This window comes from Nonomuraea sp. NPDC052116 (assembly GCF_040680035.1).
GTDB classification, from domain to species: domain Bacteria; phylum Actinomycetota; class Actinomycetes; order Streptosporangiales; family Streptosporangiaceae; genus Nonomuraea; species Nonomuraea angiospora_A.
Genome location: NZ_JBFAWA010000023.1, coordinates 169,020 through 184,628, shown reverse-complemented (window position 1 = coordinate 184,628; position 15,609 = coordinate 169,020). Strand labels below are relative to the sequence as shown.

Here is a 15,609-nt window from a genome sequence, read left to right as displayed (position 1 = left end):
ACGTCACGCCGGGAACTCGAACCGGGGCTCGGACGGGCCGAGGATCGTGTATTCCGGCAGCGTCATGTGCCAGACGGCGGCCAGTTCGTCCGAGAGCGCAGCCATGAGGGACTCGACGTCCTTCCTGGCGGTGTCGTGCAGCGCCTCGGCGACGATCAGGACGTCGGTGGTCGTGTCGCGGACGGCCGAGAGGCCGCTCTGGCGGTTGGTCCAGCGGCGGGCGTGCGCCCGGCCCTCCGCGTCGGCGAAGATCACCTCGCCGGGCGGCGGGTGCTCGGTCTCGCCGGAGAAGGTCAGGTACGTCTCGTCGCCCGCCGCGTACCTGACCTCCACGTACTGCGAGATCTTGGAGACGTCGAACACCGCCACCGGGATCGCGTACGCGATGGAGACCGCGTTGCAGAGGTCGATCAGCGGGTGCAGGCGCGGCAGCGCGCCTTCCTTCCGGAAGCGGCGCAGCAGGGACTCCGAGGCGCAGCGGTACTGGGTCGGTTTGAGGCCCATCTTCGAGAACGCCCGCCGCCACGCCTGGATCGCCGGCAACTCGCCCTCCGAGGAGGTGGCGAGCCGCTCCGCGGCGAGCTCGCCGAGCTCGAAGAGCTGGTCGTCGACGGAGACGTCCGCCGAGACGCCCGACGCGACGAGCACGCCGGGGACGAGCTCCGGGAAGTCCCGCCAGATGTCACTCGAATGCTGGAAACGCACGGCCCACCTCGCCATCCCCGGACAAACCACCAGCCGATCACGATACCCGCCTCGTCAGGTCAGGGCGGCCGTGCGGGCGCGCCAGGCGCCCGCCGCGTAGCACAGGCAGGTCAGGGCCGTCAGGACGGCCGCCGCCAGCAGCGGCCGGCCGATGACGCCCATGACCGCCACGCCGAGGGTCGCGCCGGCCTGGCGGAACGCGTTCAGGACGCCGCCCGCCGTGCCCGCCGTCCCCGGTGGAGCGCTGTTGACCATGCCCGCCATCAGCGCGGGCAGCACGAACGACAGCCCGAACCCCATCACCACCAGCCACAACGCCAGCGCGTCCGTGAGGGCGACCCCCGCCAGGCCGGTCGCGAGCAGGGTGAGGCCGCACAGGATCGGCGGGCGCGGGCCATAGCGGGCCACCAGGCGGCCGGTGAGCAGCGGATTCACGGTCATGGGGAGGGTGAGCGGCAGGAAGGCCAGCCCGGCGGCCAGCGGGTCCAGGTGGCGGGTGTCCTGCAGCAGGAGCGTGAGGACGAATAGGGCGCCGGAGAAGGCGAAGTTGGCCACCGTGCCCGCGAGCAGTTCGGGCCAGGTGGCGGCGAGCAGGCCGCCGGGCAGCGCGGGGGCGTGGCTGCGGCGCTCCACCGGCACCAGCACGGCCAGTACGGCCAGGGCCGCGACGCCCGCCAGGACCGAGGGGCCGATCAGGGCCTGCGCCACCAGGCCCAGGAACGCGCAGGCCAGCGCCTGGACCCGCCAGTCGATCCCGCGGTGGCCGCGCGGCGAGCTCACCCGGCGCATGGCCAGCAGGCTGATCAGGGCGAGGGGCGGGTTGAGCAGGAAGACCGCGCGCCAGCCGTACAGGTCCACCAGGAGACCGCCGAGCAGCGGGCCGGCGGCGAGCGCGGTGCCGGTGATGGCCGCCCACAGGCCGGTGGCGCGGGCGCGGGCGGCCGGGTCGGGGAAGAGCTGCGGAAGCAGGCCGAGCGAGCCGCCCGTGCAGAGCGCGCCCGCCACACCGAGCAGGGCCCGCAGCCCGACCAGCACGCCCAGGTGCGGCGCCGCGGCGCTCAGCAGCGAGATCGCGCCGAACGCCACCACGCCGGCCTTGAAGATCCGGGCCGCGCCGTACCGGTCGGCCACCGCTCCCCCGACGAGCAGCGAGGCGGCGAAGGCGACCGTGTACGCGTTCACCGCCCACTGCTGCCCGGCCAGCGAGCCGCCGAGCGAGGCCCGCAGATCGGGCAGCGCGATCGTCAGCACGGTCGTGTCGAGGATCACGAGGAAGTAGGCGAGGGAGAATCCGAACATCATGCGCCTCAGCCTGCTGAAACGCCACTTCCACCCTCAACAGGCGCGGCCTCAGGGGGCGTTCGGGAAAACCGTATGCTGGCGGCCATGGACTTGCGGCAGTTGCGGGGGTTCGTCGCGGTGGCGGGGACCGGCACCGTCACCGGGGCGGCGAACAGCCTCGGCCTCGCCCCCGCGTCGGTGTCGGAGCAGGTGCGCCGGCTGGAGCGGAGCCTCGGCGTCGCGCTCTTCGACCGCACGCCCCAGGGGATGCGGCTGACCGAACAGGGCGCCACGCTGCTGGCGCGGGCGCAGGGCCTGCTCGACCACGCCGACGAGGTGCGCCGCGCCGTCACCGGGCAGCGGCGCAAGGTGCGGATCGGCGCGCTGGAGATGCTCGCCGCAGCCAGGATGCCCGCCGTGATCCGCCGTCTGTCGGAACGCCGCCCCGACCTGGACGTGGACGTGCGCTCGCACACCAGGCAGTCGCTGCTGGCCGGGGTGGCGGGCGGCGAGCTGGACGCGGTCCTCCTGCTGGACACGGGCCTGCGGATCGGCGGGCTCGGGTTCACCGTGCCGCACGACCCCGGCTCCGGGCCGGTGGCGCCCGATCTGGACTTCCTGGACGTGGGTGAGGTCGGGCTGGCGCTGGTCGCGGCGCCGGACGGGGATCGGGAGCCGCTGCTGGTCAGCCCGCCGGGCTGCTCGATCCGGCTGGCCGCCGACCGGGCGTTCGGCGCGGAGGTGCCGCGCAGGGAGCTGACCAGCATCGCCACCGCCCGCGAATGGGCCAGGCAGGGGCTCGGCAGCGCGCTGCTGCCTGACTTCGCGCTGGAGCCGGACCTGGCCTCCGGCGCGTTGGTGCGGCTCGGCTTCGAGGCTCCCGCGCTGGCGCTGCGGCTGGTCTGGCTACGCGGCCGTGAACCCGCTCTGCGCGACGTCCTCTACGCCATGAGCGCCCCTACGAACGCTTGATGTGGTACGCCACGTGCGGGAACAGGGGGTGGTCCGGCGCCAGCCGCGGGTAGCCGAAGTCGGTCAGGTGGGTCATGCCCAGGCGCTTCATCACGGCCTGGGAGCGAGTGTTGCTCTTGGCCGTCATGGAGACGATCTCGTCCAGGCCGGCCTGCTCGAACGCGTGCCCGAGCACCTCCCTGGCCGCCTCGGTGGCGTACCCGTGGCCCCAGGCGGGGCGTGCCAGCCGCCATCCGATCTCCCACGCGGGCAGGAACGGCGCGTCGAACGTCTGCCAGATCAGGCCGGCGAAGCCGATGAACTCGCCGCTCCCGCGCACCTCCAGCGCCCACAGCCCGTAGCCGTGCTTGTCGAACTCCTCCTCGATCCTGTCGACGAAGTGGTCGCTCTCCGGGCGGGTGAGCGGGGCGGGGAAGTGCTCCATCACCTCGAGGTCGGCGTTCATCGCGGCGAATGGTTCCCGATCTTCTTCGCGCCATCTGCGCATGATCAAACGCTGGGTCTCCATCCCACCCACGATAGGCCCGCCCGCGCCTTCCCCACCGACGTCTCATCCGTCCCTCGGGGAGGACGGAACGTCCCTTCTGTCCTTCGGTCCGAGGGGGGACGGTCGTGGCGGACCGAGGGCCAGGGGCCAAGGAGGCGTGGGGGCTACAGGACGCGGCTGAGGAAGGCCTTGGTGCGGGGGCTGGTGGGGTTGTCGAGGACCTCCTTCGGCGTGCCCGACTCGACCACGACGCCACCGTCCATGAACACCACCCGATCGGCCACCTCCCGCGCGAACCCGATCTCGTGGGTCACCACGATCATGGTCAGCCCGTCCTCCGCGAGGCTCTTCATGGTGGCCAGCACCTCACCCACCAGCTCCGGGTCCAGCGCGCTGGTCGGCTCGTCGAACAGCATCAGCTTGGGCCGCATCGCCAGCGCCCTGGCGATCGCCACCCGCTGCTGCTGCCCGCCGGACAGCTGCCTGGGATAGCTGCCCGCCTTGTCCTCCAGCCCCACGCGGCGCAGCAGGCCGGACGCCCGTTCCCTGGCCTGCTCGCGCGACTCGCGGCGGACGCCGACCGGCGCCTCCATGACGTTCTGCAACACCGTGAAGTGCGGGAACAGGTTGAACTGCTGGAAGACCATGCCGATCTCCCGCCGCTGGCGGGTGATCTCGCGCTTGCGCAGGTGCCGCACCTTGCCGCCGGACGCCTGGAACCCGATCAGCTCCCCGTCCACGAAGATGGAGCCGCCGTCGATGGTCTCCAGGTGGTTCACGCAGCGCAGGAACGTCGACTTGCCCGACCCGGAGGGGCCGAGGATCACCACGACCTCCCCCGCCTGGACGTCCAGGTCGATGCCCTTGAGGACCTCGAGGTGGCCGAAGTGCTTGCGTACGGCGTGGGCGTGGACCATGGGGACGGTCATGACGTCACCTCCGAGGGACGGCGCCGGCGGAAGGTCAGGAAGGCCCAGAAGCTCTGCGGCGCGTGCCTGGTGGCCCCGCGGGCGTAGTGCCGCTCGATGAACGACTGGCCGACGTACAGGATCGAGGTGATGACCAGGTACCAGACGCAGGCGACGATCAGCAGCGGGATGGTCTGGAAGGTGCGGTTGTAGATCGACTGCACCGTGTACAGCAGGTCGGCCAGGGCGATGACGCTCACCAGCGACGTGGCCTTCAGCATGCTGATCACCTGGCTGCCGGTGGGCGGGATGATGAACCGCATGGCCTGCGGCAGCACGATCCTGCGGAAGGTGCGCGCGTTGCTCATGCCGAGCGCCGAGGCGGCCTCGGTCTGCCCGGGGTCCACCGACATGAGGCCGCCGCGGATGATCTCCGCCATGTACGCGCCCTCGTTCAACCCGAGCCCGAGGATGGCCGCGAGCAGCGGGGTGATGACCAGGTTCGTGTCGGCGCTGATGAACTCCGGCCCGAACGGGACGCCGAGGGAGATCTTGGGCAGCAGGTACGACAGGTTGTACCAGAGCACGAGCTGCACCAGCACCGGCGTGCCGCGGAAGAACCACACGTAGAGCCCGCAGGCCGCCCGGGCGACGGGGTTCTCGGAGAGCCGGCCGATGGCCAGCAGCACCCCGAGCACCACGCCCACGAACATCGCGATCACGGTGAGCAGCAGCGTGGTGAAGACGCCCTGGCCGATGACCTGCGCGTTGACGTACTTGAAGACCACGTCCCACTGGAAGTTGGGGTTGGTGACCAGCAGGCTCACGAGCTGGGCGGCCAGCACCAGCAGGATGATCGAGGCCACCCAGCGCAGCGGATGGCGCGTGCGGGACGCGCCCGCGACGTCGACGTCCGGCAGTCCGCTCATGACCCCGCCAGGTTGACGCCGGCCTTGTCCAGCTTGTTGTCGGAGGTGCCCCACTTGTCCATGATCTTGGCGTAGGCGCCGTTGTCGATCAGCTTCTGGATGCCGTCCTTGACCACGTCACGCAGCGGCGAGTCCTTGCCGACGACGGCCCCCTGGAAGAGGTCGTCGAAGCCGTTGCTCTGCCCCTTGCCCGCCAGCTCCAGCTTGCCGCCGGACTGCGACACGAAGTACGTGAGCGGCGCCTGCGAGGAGAAGAACGCGTCGGCCCGGCCCGAGCTGACCGCCAGCACCGAGGTGGGCTGGTCCTTGTACGACTGTACGGTGATCTTCGGCTTGCCGTCCTTGGCGCAGGTCTCGGACTGGTTCTTGATCACGGCCTCGGCGGAGCCGCCGGCCATGACCGAGATCTTCAGCCCGCACGTGTCGGCCACCGAGTTGATCTTCTTGGGGTTCCCCTTCGGCACGGCGAAGACCACGAACTCCTTGACCCAGTCCACGAAGTCGTTGGACTTCTGCCGGTCGGGGAAGTCGCCCACCGGGCCGATGGCCAGGTCGTAGCGGCCCGACGCGATGCCGGTGAGCTGGCTGGGCAGGCCGTCCACGGTGACGTGCTCGATCTTGACGCCGAGCACCTGGCCGAGGGCCTCCGACAGGTCGGCCGCGGCGCCGGTCATGGACTTGCCGTCCGCCCCGGCGATCTCGTACGGGGGGAACGAGCCGTTGTTCACCGAGACCAGCTTGCCGGCGGTCTTCACCTTGTCGGGCAGCCTGTCGTACAGGGCCTGGTCCTTGCCCTGGGCGGCCACGGTGCCGGAGGGGGCGGACTGGGAGCTCAACGCGCCCTGGGCCTCCTCCGGGTTCGCGCCGCAGCCGGCCACTAGGAGGGCGGCGCCGAGCAGGGCAGCCGTCGCGTACTTAGACATGTCGCTCCAATCGGGGGTCGACGGCGAAGCGCCGGTTCTCGAGGACGGGGAGGCTGAGGCGGGCTCGCTCGAGCTCTTCCATGGAGGCGTCGGCCCAGAGCAGGCCCGGCGCGTCGCCGAGGCGGGCCCGGGTGATGCCGAGCGGGTCGACGACCATGCTGGCGCCGATGTTGCGGCGGCCGCACTCGCCGGAGGCGGCCAGGTACACGGTGTTCTCCAGGGCGCGGGCGGTCACCATGACCTCCCAGTGCCATTCCTTGGCCGGGCCGCGCACCCACGCGGTGGGCAGCGCGATCACCTGGGCGCCCTGGTCGGCCAGGAGCCTGGCCAGCTCGGGGAAGCGCACGTCGTAGCAGGTCATCATGCCGACCTTCCAGCCGGCCACGTCGATCACCACGGGCGCGTTCGTGCCGGGCACGACGTTGTCGGACTCGCGCCGTCCGAAGGCGTCGTACAGGTGCAGCTTGGTGTACGTCCCGACGATCTCGCCGTCCCTGGCGGCCACCAGGACGTTGAACACGCGGCCGTCGCCCGACGGGGTGTGCACGCCGACGATCACGGTGGTGGACGAGCCGCGCGTGCGCTCGACCAGCCCGCTGACGAACGGCCCGTCCAGCGGCTGGGCGGCCTCGCGGATGCGCGTCGGCTCGTCGACGAACAGGGCCATCGCGCCCTCGGGCAGGACCAGCAGGTCGGCGCCGCCCTCGGTGGCCCGGTCGATCAGGTCCTGGCAGGTCTTGAGGTTGTCCGTCCAGTCCTCCGAGGACGCGAACTGTCCAACGGCGATTCTCATATGTCGAAGACCTCCTCGGGTCGGATGCGGCGGTTCGAGATGCCCTGGGCGTGCAGTTCCTCGCAGAAGGCGGCGACCATGGCGGCGTTGGACCCGACGCCGTACGGCATCCAGTCGGGGCCGAAGGTCCGCGCCGTCTCCGTCAGGTCGGCGAGCAGCCAGGGCGTGGTGTCGGTGAGCAGCCGCCGCCGGGCCAGCCAGTGCCGCTTGGAGCGTTCGAGCAGGTCCTGAACGGCCCGCGGCAGCCCCGGGTCGCGCTCGACGGCCTCGCGCTTCAGCGTGACGAGGTGGATGCCGGGCACGAAGCCGGTCTCCCGGTAGTAGGCCAGCTCGGCGGCGCGGTGGTCGGCGAGCAGGTGGCGGAAGCGGCTGTCCGGGGTGAAGAACTCGTCGGGCATGAACGGGGTCATGATCGCGTCGTAACGGCCCTCGGCGAGCCCTTCGGTGAGGCCGTCGCCGGTCAGCGAGACGTTGTCGGGGAACGGTACGGGGCCGACGCGGTCCTTGCCGGTCTCCCCGGCGACCAGCGGGCCGACCGTCCACTCGATGCCCCTGATGTCCACGCCGGCGGCCCTGAGCAGGGCGCGCGTCCAGGTGTTGCCGGAGTCCGGCCAGCCGGTCAGACCGATGCGGGCGCCCTTGAGCTCTTCCAGCGAGGTCAGCTCGCTGTCGCGGCGGACCAGGACGCACCGGTGCCGGAAGCCGCGCATCACGAACACCGGCAGGCCCACCAGGCGGTCGTCGCCCGCGGCGCGGCCGAGCACGTACCTGCTGAAGGACGTCTCACCGCCGTCCAGGCCCGGCTCGCTCAGGACGTCCGGGGTGACGGCGCGGGACTCGAGGTCCAGCTCGAACCCCTCGGGCCGCACCTCCCCCGTCGCCACCGGTACGAGATGGTCCCAATCCCGCAGACCCAACCGAATATGCACAAACACCCCAAAGTTCCCTTGCTTTGAATTGCTGGAAACCTTATGTTCAGGCAACGCCCCACACAAGACGATCTTTGTTGCTGAACAAAGATTTACAGGAGGTCATGTGGAATCCGCCTGGCTGGCGCAGCGCATCGGCGAGCCGACCGCACGCGGGATCGCCGCCGCCCTGACCGACCTGATCAGGCAGGGCACGGTCACCGCGCAGACGCGCCTGCCGACCGTGCGCAGCCTGGCCAGGGAGCTGGGCGTGAGCTCGGGGACCGTCGCGGAGGCCTGGTCGGAGCTGCGGCGGCACGGGATGATCCACACCGATCGCCGCCGCGGCACGGTGGTGCTCGGGCCGCCCGACGTGCCCCGTCCCATCCGTTACGAGCGCATCGGCCACTGGGGTGACCGGCTGGCGATCGACCTGGCCATCGCCTCCCCCGACCCGGCGCTGCTGCCGCCGCTGGAGGCCGCGCTGATCGCCGCGGCCGGCGCGGAGGGGCTCAACGACTACGCCCGCGAGACGATCACGCCGCGGCTGCGCGCCGCCGTGGAGCCGGACTGGCCGTTCCCCGCGCAGGGCTGGCTCGCGGTCGGCGGCGGGTACGAGGGGGTGCAGCTGCTCTGCCAGACGACCGCGCTGCCCGGCGACCGGATCGCGATCGAGGAGCCGACCGCCGCCCGGCTACTGGACATCCTGGAGACGATCGGCGTCCAGATCGTGCCGGTGGCCTGCGACGAGCAGGGGCCCATCCCCGAGTCGCTGGCCAAGGCGCTGCGGGCCAGGCCGGTGGCGTTCGTGTACCAGCCGCGCGGCCAGTCGCCCTGCGGCCACGCCGTGACCGCCGAGCGCTCGGCCGAGCTGGCCGCGCTGCTGGAGCCGACCTCGACGCTCATCGTGGAGGACGACGGGATCGGCGAGCTGTCGATCTCGCCGATGGTGAGCATGGGGACGCGCTTCCCCGACCGCACCGTGCTGGTGCGCTCGTACTCCAAGTCGCACGGCCCCGACCTGCGCATCGCGATCATCGGCGGGGCGGCGGACGCGGTCGAGCGGGTGCGCGTGCTGCGGAGCTTCGGCATCGGCTGGACCAGCAGGATCCTGCAGGACACGCTGGCCCACCTGCTCGGGGACGACGAGGTGCGCGAGCGCGTGGCGCACGCCCGCACGGTCTACGCCGGGCGGCGGGCGCGGCTGAAGTCGGAGCTGGCCGAGCGCGGCGTGCCCACCGGCGGCGGCGACGGGCTGGTCCTGTGGGTGCCGGTGCGCGAGGAGTCGGCGGCGCTGGTCACGCTGGCCGCGCACGGCATCTCCGTGGCGGCCGGCAGCCGGTACGTGATCGGCCCCCCGACCACGCACCACCTGCGCCTGGCCACCGCCCGGCTCACCGACGACCCCGGCGAGCTGGCGGCCCTGGCCGACGTGATCACCCTGGCGGCCAGGGGCGGGCTCAGCGGCGGCTCTTGATCCCGGTCAGGCGGCGCAGCACGTCCCACCAGAACGAGGCCCCGAACAGCAGCGCCACGTACGTCAGCAGGAAGCCGGGCCAGTGGCTTGGCGTGGTGATCCGCTGCCACCACAGGCCGCCGTTCCAGTGCACGGACGGGTCGCCCTCCGCCGGGATCGACACGCTGACCAGCGCATGGTCGAGCATCTTGACCAGCGCGGGCTGGCTCAGCGTCTCGGTGACGCACGGCACCGGGTCGCCGCCCGTACAGCGCGCCTTGAGCTCGTTGTACGCGTCCTGCCCCGACCCCGCCACGGCCGTCACCGAGGCGCGGAAGGCGTTGTCGCGCAGCAGCGTCTTGGCGTACTCCAGCCCGTCCATCGTGAACACCAGCGTCACGACCACGCCGAGCACGGCCACGACCCACTTGACGTAGCGCTTGTAGAGCATGGACAGCCGCTGCATCTCCCCGTCGAACCAGCTCTCCACCCCCTGCCGGAACCGGTCGAGGTCGCGCTGCGCGGTCTCCCACACGCCCTTGAGGTGGCCGTAGAGCGGGCTGCGCATGGCCTTGAGCTTCTCCAGGAACCCCTCGACCCCGTCCGGCTCCCCCGCGGCCAGCTCCATCAGGGCCACCGCGAAGCGCGCGGGAGGGATGTTGGAGATGCTGGTACGGCCCTTCTTCGGATGGTCGATCTCCTGGACCCGCTGGTAGAGCAGGTTGACCATGGCGTCCTCGGCCTTGGTCTCCTGCGCCGGCAGCGCCCCCGGCTCGGGGGGCGAGGGCTGGTCGCTGTGCTTGGGACGGGGGTCGCGCACGAAGGGCAGCGCCGCGAAGACGTCACGCACCTTGGCGGGCAGCCACGACCTGCCCTGCGCGTCGGAACCGTCCATGGTGTCCCTGAGGTAGGCCCACAGGAACTTGCTGCGGATGGCGAGCATCCGCACGAACGCCTCGTTGAGCCCGCTCACCAGCAGCGACAGCAGCAGGAACGACACCACCAGGCCCAGGGCCAAATCCACGTAAACGGATAACACGCGGGCTTTGATACACCCGTACGCGCCGCCGATCAAGCCCCGTAGAAAACTCGGTCCATCACTTGTCGTGCGCGACGGGTGACGCGGCGGTAGTCGTCGAGGAAGTCCTCCGAGCCGTCCGGCGGGTAGCCGAGCGTCTGGGCGATCAGCTTCCGCTCGCCCGAGTCGCGCGGGACGCTGTCGCCCGGGCGGCCCTTGACCAGCATGATCGCGTCGCGGATGCGGGAGGCGAAGCGCCACGCCTCGACCAGCACGGCCTCGTCGGCCGGGGCGAGCAGACCCTCGGTCACGGCCGCGCGCAGGGCGTCGAGCGTGCGGGTGGTGCGCAGCGACCCCAGCGTGCCCGCGTACCGCAGTTGCAGGAGCTGGGCCACCCACTCCACGTCGGACAGCCCGCCGGGGCCCAGCTTGGTGTGCAGGCCGGGATCGGCGCCGCGCGGCAGGCGCTCGGCCTCCATGCGGGCCTTGAGCCGCCTGATCTCCCTGACCGCGTCGTCGTGCAGGCCGCCCTTCGGATAGCGCAGCTCGTCGACCATCGAGGTGAACTCCCGCCCCAGCTCCGCGTCGCCCGCCGAGAACCTGGCCCGCAGCAGCGCCTGCGACTCCCACGGCGACGACCAGCGCGCGTAATAGGCGCGGTAGGAGGCCATCGTCCGCACCAGCGGGCCCTGGCGCCCCTCGGGACGCAGGTCGGGGTCGATGATCAGGGGCGGGTCGGGGGCGGGCAGCGAGAGCAGCCGGCGCACCTCGTTGGCCACGGCGAAGGCGGCGTCGGTGGCCTCGCGCTCCGCCACGCCGGGCAGCGGCGAGTGCACGAACATGACGTCGGCGTCGCTCGCGTAGGAGCTCTCCATGCCGCCGAGCCGGCCCATCGCGATGATGGCGAACCTCGTGACGCGGGGAACCTTGGCGAGGGCGACGTCGAGGGTGGCCTGGAGGGTCACGTCGGTCAGGGACGACAGGGCGCCGCCGACCGTCTCGATGTCGATGAGCCGGAAGATGTCGGCCACGGCCGTCCGGAACAGCTCTTTTCTCCGCAGCGCCCGCACGGCCGCGACGGCCGGCTCGGGGTCGCCCTGGTGCCTGGAGACCGCCGCCGAGGCCTCGCCGGCCAGCGACTCCCGGGAGCGCACGGGGAGCTCGTCGTCCGAGCCCAGCATCGCGACCGCCTCGGGCGCGTTCATGATCAGGCCGGTCGCGTAGCGGCTGGTGCCGAGCACGCGCGACATCCTGGAGGCCACCGCGGTCTCGTCGCGCAGCAGCCGCAGATACCAGGGGGTGCTGCCCAGCTTGTCGCTGACCTGCCGGAACCCGAGCAGCGCCGCGTCCGGGTCGGGCGTGTCGGCGAACCACCCCAGCATGACGGGCAGCAGCGTGCGCTGGATGGCCGCCCGCCTGGACACGCCCGCGCTGAGGGCGGCGATGTGGTGCAGCGCGCCGGTGGGATCGACGTAGCCGAGCGCTTCGAGCCTGGCCATGGCCGCCGTGGTCGACAGCCGCGCCTCCGACTCCTGCAGCCGCGACACCGCCTGGAGCAGCGGCCGGTAGAACAGCTTCTCGTGCAGCCGCCGCGCCTCCATGGCGTGCCGCCGCCACCGCGCCGTGAACTCCCCCACCGGGTCGGTCTGCATGCCGAGCGAGCGGCCCAGCCTGCGCAGGTCGGACTCGTCCGTGGGCACGATGTGGGTGCGCCGCAGCCGGTGGAGCTGCAGGAGGTGCTCGATCTGGCGAAGGTACGAGTACGCCTCCGCCAGCCCGCGCGAGTCGTCGCGGCCGACGTAGCCGCCCCTGGACAGCGCCGCCAGCGCGGGCAGCGTGGCCCTGCGGCGCAGCAGCGGATCGAGCCTGCCGTGGACGAGCTGGAGCAGCTGCACCGCGAACTCGATGTCGCGCAGCCCGCCCGGCCCCAGCTTGAGCTGGCGGTCGCCCTCGGCGCGCACGTGAGCCTCGACCCGGCGCCGCATGGCCTGCACGTCCTCGACGAAGTGCTCGCGCGTGGCCGCCGTCCACACGAGGTCGTTGACCGCCTCGACGTAGGCCGAGCCGAGCTCCATGTCGCCCGCGACCGGCCGGGCCTTGAGCAGCGCCTGGAACTCCCACGTCTTGGCCCAGCGCCGGTAGTAGGCCAGGTGGCTGCCGAGCGTGCGCACCAGCGGGCCCGACCTGCCCTCCGGCCGCAGGCCCGCGTCCACCTCCCACAGGGAGCCCTCGGACGTGGTGGCGGAGCAGGCCCGCATCATGGCCTGGGCCAGCCGGGTCGCGGTGCGCAGCGCCTTGGTCTCGTCGGCGCCCTCGCGCGGCTCGGCCACGAAGATCACATCGACGTCGCTGATGTAGTTGAGCTCCCTGGCGCCGCATTTGCCCATGCCGATGACCGCCAGGCGTACCTCGCCGTCGTCGACCTCGGCCCGGGCGATGGCCAGCGCGGCCTCCAGCGCGGCGCCCGCGAGGTCGGACAGCTCCGCCATGACCTCGGCCAGCGTGGCCTCTCCCGTGAGGTCGCGGGCGGCCAGGTGCAGCAGCCGGCCCCGGTAGGCCACGCGCAGCGCCTCCAGCGGCCGCTCGGCGGTGGCGGCCTCCCCCGGCCGCGCGCCGACCGCCTTGAGCAGCTCAGCCCGCGCGTCGCCCGGCAGCGGCGCGGCCAGGAGCGCTACCTGGCCGGGGTGGCGCACCAGATGGTCGCCGAGCGCGGCGCTGACGCCCAGAACGGCCAGCAGCCTCGTACGCAGCCCCTCGTCGCGGCGCAGGACGTCGAGCACGGCGGGATCGCGCTCGGCCAGGCGGGTCAGCGAGACCAGCGCCTCGTCGGGGTCGGCCACGTCCACCAGGAACTCCAGGAGGTCGTCCACTTCGGCTCCGGCCTGCCGGACGAGCTGGGCGGCCCTGGCGCCATCGGCGAAGCCGAGCCTGGCCAGCCGCGCGGCGGTGGATTCGATCCTGGGCACCCCTCCATCTTGACAGGACTTCGGCCGTAACATAGAAACGCAACGTTGCGTTGCATTCTTGGAGGCGATCGGCGATGGTTCCCTCTGCCGTCACGTGGGGCCTGCTGGCCGCGTGGGCGGTGCACGACGTGGAGGAGCTGGCGACCATGGCGGGCTGGACGCGTTCGGCCCGGCCCCGGCTGGAGGAGCGGCTGCCGTGGGTGCCGTGGGAGCGGCTGGAGGTCTCGCAGCGGCACGTGAACGTGGCCATCGGCCTCATGGGCGGGGTGATGGCGGGGGCCTCGGCGCTGGGGGCGCGTACGGGCGGGCGGAGCCCGGTGTTCCAGGCGGCGCTGCTGGGGTTCGGGGCGCACGGGGTGATGCACCTGGCGCAGGCCGCGGTGACGCGGGGGTACACGCCGGGGGCGGTGACCGCGCCCGTGGTGGTCATCCCGTTCTCGGTGTGGGCCTGGCGGCGGCTGCGGGCCGAAGGGGTGCCGGTACGGACGGGGGCGGCGGGCTGGGCGGGCCTGGCCGCGCTCCCGGTCGTGCTGGCCGGCGTGCACGCCGCGGCCCACGCCCTGACCCGGGCCCGCCCGGATGGGGCCGGTTGCCCGGACACGGCCGGGGCCGGGCGGACGCGGTGGTTCAGGCGCGGCCGCCGGTCCTGACCACCTCCGCGAACGCCTCCGCCACCGGCCGCCAGGTGGCCACGAGCGCGCTCTCGGCGGTCTTGACCGCGGTGTTGAGCTCCTCGGCCGCGTCCAGCCCCGACCCGTCGGTCCAGGACGTGAAGATCTCCGGCGTGGCCTCGGGGTGGAACTGGATCGCCCACGCGGCCTCCCCGAGCCGGTAGGCCTGGTTCGGGTACCGCACCCCGGTCATCAGCGGCACCGCGCCGTCGGGCAGCCGCGTCATCGCGTCCTGGTGGTACTGGACGGCCACCGCCGTCCCGACCCCGGCCAGCAGCCGGTCATCGGCGGCCGCGGGCAGCGCGACCACCTCGCAGGCGCCCACTTCGAGCCCGTTCGTCCCCCGCTCGACGGTGCCGCCGCAGGCCAGGGTCAATAACTGCGCCCCCAGGCAGATGGCCAGCGTGGGCGTGCCCTCCTCCACGGCCCGGCGCAGCAGGTCGCGGGTGGCGGGCTGCCAGGGGCTCCGCTCGTCCTCCCAGGCGGCCGCCGCACCGCCGAGCACGATCAGCCCGTCCGCCGGGCGCGCGGGGATCTCCTCGCCGAGGTACGGCCGGACGACGTCGCAGGGCAGCCCCAGCCAGTCACCGAGGTATCCGAGCCCGGCCTCGTCCTCGTGCTGAACAACGGTGATACGCATATCAGGGCATTATCCGGAATATCACTACAATTCCCCACACCGCCCCCCTGCCCGCCCGATCACCCGGATGCCTAAGCTCCGACCATGAGCTTCGAGTTGGACGATGTCGGCGGTCTGCGGATCGCCAGGTTCGGCACGGGACCGCGCACGATCATCGCGGTCCACGGGATCACGGCCTCCCTGATGGCCTGGGGCGCGGTGGCGCGGCGGCTGCCCGAGGAGTGGTCGATGGTCGCCATGGACCTGCGCGGTCGCGGGCACAGCGCCTCGCTGCCCGGGCCGTACGGGCTGCCGAGGCACGCCGAGGACGTGCTGCGCGTCGCCGACCACGTGGGGGCGGGCCCAGACGCGGTGCTGACGGGGCACTCGATGGGCGCGTACGTGGCCGCCCTGGCCGCCGCGGAGCGGGACTTCGCGCGGGTCGTGCTGGTGGACGGCGGCCTGCCCTTCCCCCCGCTGCCCGAGGGGGTGGACGCCGACGAGGCGATGGAGGCCACGCTCGGGCCGGCGCTCGCCCGGCTGCGCCAGACGTTCCCCACCGCGGACGCCTACGTCGACTTCTTCAAGGCGCACCCGGCCTTCGCCGGCCACTGGAACGCCGACGTGGACGCGTACGTCCGCTATGACCTGACGGGCCCGGACGGGGCGCTCAGGTCGCGGGTGGCCCCGGAGGCGGTGCTGCAGGACGGACGCTGGCTGCGCCTGGAGTCGGAGGCCATCGCCGCCGCCCTGACCGCCATCACGTCACCGCTCTCCCTGCTCAGGGCGCCGCGCGGCCTGCTCAACCAGGACGTCGGCATGCTGCCCGACGAACTGGCCCGCCCCTGGTCCGCCCGCCTCCCGGGGCTGCGGGACGAGGTGATCCCGGACTGCAACCACTACACGATCCTGTTCGACGACCGCTGCGTCTCGTCCGTCGTCACCCACCTCACCGGCTCTGCCTGATAAAACG

Annotated in this window: 15 protein-coding genes; 4 read left to right on the top strand and 11 right to left on the bottom strand. The window is 72.4% G+C overall.

The window, feature by feature from the left end:
- Positions 1–3: 3 nt before the first annotated feature.
- Together AB0L65_RS37945 and AB0L65_RS37940 are read right to left on the bottom strand one after the other, a co-directional pair.
- A complete protein-coding gene (locus tag AB0L65_RS37945; protein WP_364255750.1) occupies positions 4–705 on the bottom strand; it encodes a phenylalanine--tRNA ligase beta subunit-related protein in 702 nt (233 codons plus the stop codon).
- Between the two features lie 54 nt (positions 706–759).
- On the bottom strand, positions 760–2,007 hold the full coding sequence (locus tag AB0L65_RS37940; RefSeq protein ID WP_364255747.1) for an MFS transporter: 1,248 nt from the start codon (positions 2,005–2,007) through the stop codon (positions 760–762).
- 84 nt (positions 2,008–2,091) lie between these two features.
- Here AB0L65_RS37940 and AB0L65_RS37935 point away from each other — a divergent pair, with 84 nt between their 5' ends.
- Positions 2,092–2,958 carry a LysR family transcriptional regulator gene (locus AB0L65_RS37935; protein WP_364255744.1) on the top strand — a complete coding sequence of 289 codons (867 nt, stop codon included), beginning with the start codon at positions 2,092–2,094 and terminating at the stop codon, positions 2,956–2,958.
- On the opposite strand, the gene AB0L65_RS37930 is transcribed toward AB0L65_RS37935, so the two are convergent.
- The 6 genes from AB0L65_RS37930 to AB0L65_RS37905 all read right to left on the bottom strand — a co-directional run bounded on the left by AB0L65_RS37930 (position 2,945) and on the right by AB0L65_RS37905 (position 7,882).
- Positions 2,945–3,466 (bottom strand): GNAT family N-acetyltransferase, encoded by a 522-nt coding sequence (locus tag AB0L65_RS37930; protein WP_364255741.1) that lies wholly within the window; start codon positions 3,464–3,466, stop codon positions 2,945–2,947. The two genes, AB0L65_RS37935 and AB0L65_RS37930, sit on opposite strands and share 14 nt — an antisense overlap.
- A gap of 143 nt (positions 3,467–3,609) precedes the next feature.
- Entirely contained in the window at positions 3,610–4,374 is a 765-nt protein-coding gene (locus AB0L65_RS37925) for an amino acid ABC transporter ATP-binding protein (protein WP_364255738.1), read from the bottom strand.
- A complete protein-coding gene (locus AB0L65_RS37920) occupies positions 4,371–5,282 on the bottom strand; it encodes an amino acid ABC transporter permease (protein ID WP_364255735.1) in 912 nt (303 codons plus the stop codon). The genes AB0L65_RS37925 and AB0L65_RS37920 overlap by 4 nt, the downstream gene beginning before the upstream one ends.
- Complete coding sequence (locus AB0L65_RS37915; RefSeq protein ID WP_364255732.1) at positions 5,279–6,205, bottom strand: ABC transporter substrate-binding protein; 927 nt, start codon at positions 6,203–6,205, stop codon at positions 5,279–5,281. The genes AB0L65_RS37920 and AB0L65_RS37915 overlap by 4 nt, the downstream gene beginning before the upstream one ends.
- Positions 6,198–6,998 (bottom strand): deaminated glutathione amidase, encoded by an 801-nt coding sequence (locus AB0L65_RS37910; RefSeq protein WP_357729342.1) that lies wholly within the window; start codon positions 6,996–6,998, stop codon positions 6,198–6,200. Before AB0L65_RS37910 ends, AB0L65_RS37915 begins: the two co-directional genes overlap by 8 nt.
- Positions 6,995–7,882: a hypothetical protein gene (locus AB0L65_RS37905; protein ID WP_364255728.1), complete on the bottom strand. Its 888-nt coding sequence runs from the start codon at positions 7,880–7,882 to the stop codon at positions 6,995–6,997. The genes AB0L65_RS37910 and AB0L65_RS37905 overlap by 4 nt, the downstream gene beginning before the upstream one ends.
- A gap of 151 nt (positions 7,883–8,033) precedes the next feature.
- On the opposite strand from AB0L65_RS37905, the gene AB0L65_RS37900 reads away from it, so the two are divergent.
- Entirely contained in the window at positions 8,034–9,383 is a 1,350-nt protein-coding gene (locus AB0L65_RS37900; RefSeq protein ID WP_364255725.1) for a PLP-dependent aminotransferase family protein, read from the top strand.
- On the opposite strand, the gene AB0L65_RS37895 is transcribed toward AB0L65_RS37900, so the two are convergent.
- A complete protein-coding gene (locus AB0L65_RS37895) occupies positions 9,367–10,386 on the bottom strand; it encodes a hypothetical protein (RefSeq protein WP_364255722.1) in 1,020 nt (339 codons plus the stop codon). The genes AB0L65_RS37900 and AB0L65_RS37895 overlap by 17 nt on opposite strands.
- A 47-nt stretch (positions 10,387–10,433) precedes the next feature.
- Positions 10,434–13,346, bottom strand: coding sequence for a bifunctional [glutamine synthetase] adenylyltransferase/[glutamine synthetase]-adenylyl-L-tyrosine phosphorylase (locus tag AB0L65_RS37890; protein WP_364255719.1), 2,913 nt, complete (start codon positions 13,344–13,346; stop codon positions 10,434–10,436).
- A 74-nt stretch (positions 13,347–13,420) separates the two neighbouring features.
- On the opposite strand from AB0L65_RS37890, the gene AB0L65_RS37885 reads away from it, so the two are divergent.
- Complete coding sequence (locus AB0L65_RS37885; RefSeq protein WP_364255716.1) at positions 13,421–13,996, top strand: HXXEE domain-containing protein; 576 nt, start codon at positions 13,421–13,423, stop codon at positions 13,994–13,996.
- Here the strand turns inward: AB0L65_RS37885 and AB0L65_RS37880 are convergent.
- On the bottom strand, positions 13,974–14,657 hold the full coding sequence (locus AB0L65_RS37880; protein WP_364255713.1) for a type 1 glutamine amidotransferase: 684 nt from the start codon (positions 14,655–14,657) through the stop codon (positions 13,974–13,976). The genes AB0L65_RS37885 and AB0L65_RS37880 overlap by 23 nt on opposite strands.
- A gap of 84 nt (positions 14,658–14,741) precedes the next feature.
- Here AB0L65_RS37880 and AB0L65_RS37875 point away from each other — a divergent pair, with 84 nt between their 5' ends.
- The gene (locus tag AB0L65_RS37875; protein WP_364255710.1) at positions 14,742–15,602 is read left to right on the top strand and encodes an alpha/beta hydrolase; all 861 of its coding nucleotides are present in this window, start codon (positions 14,742–14,744) and stop codon (positions 15,600–15,602) included.
- Positions 15,603–15,609: the final 7 nt, after the last annotated feature.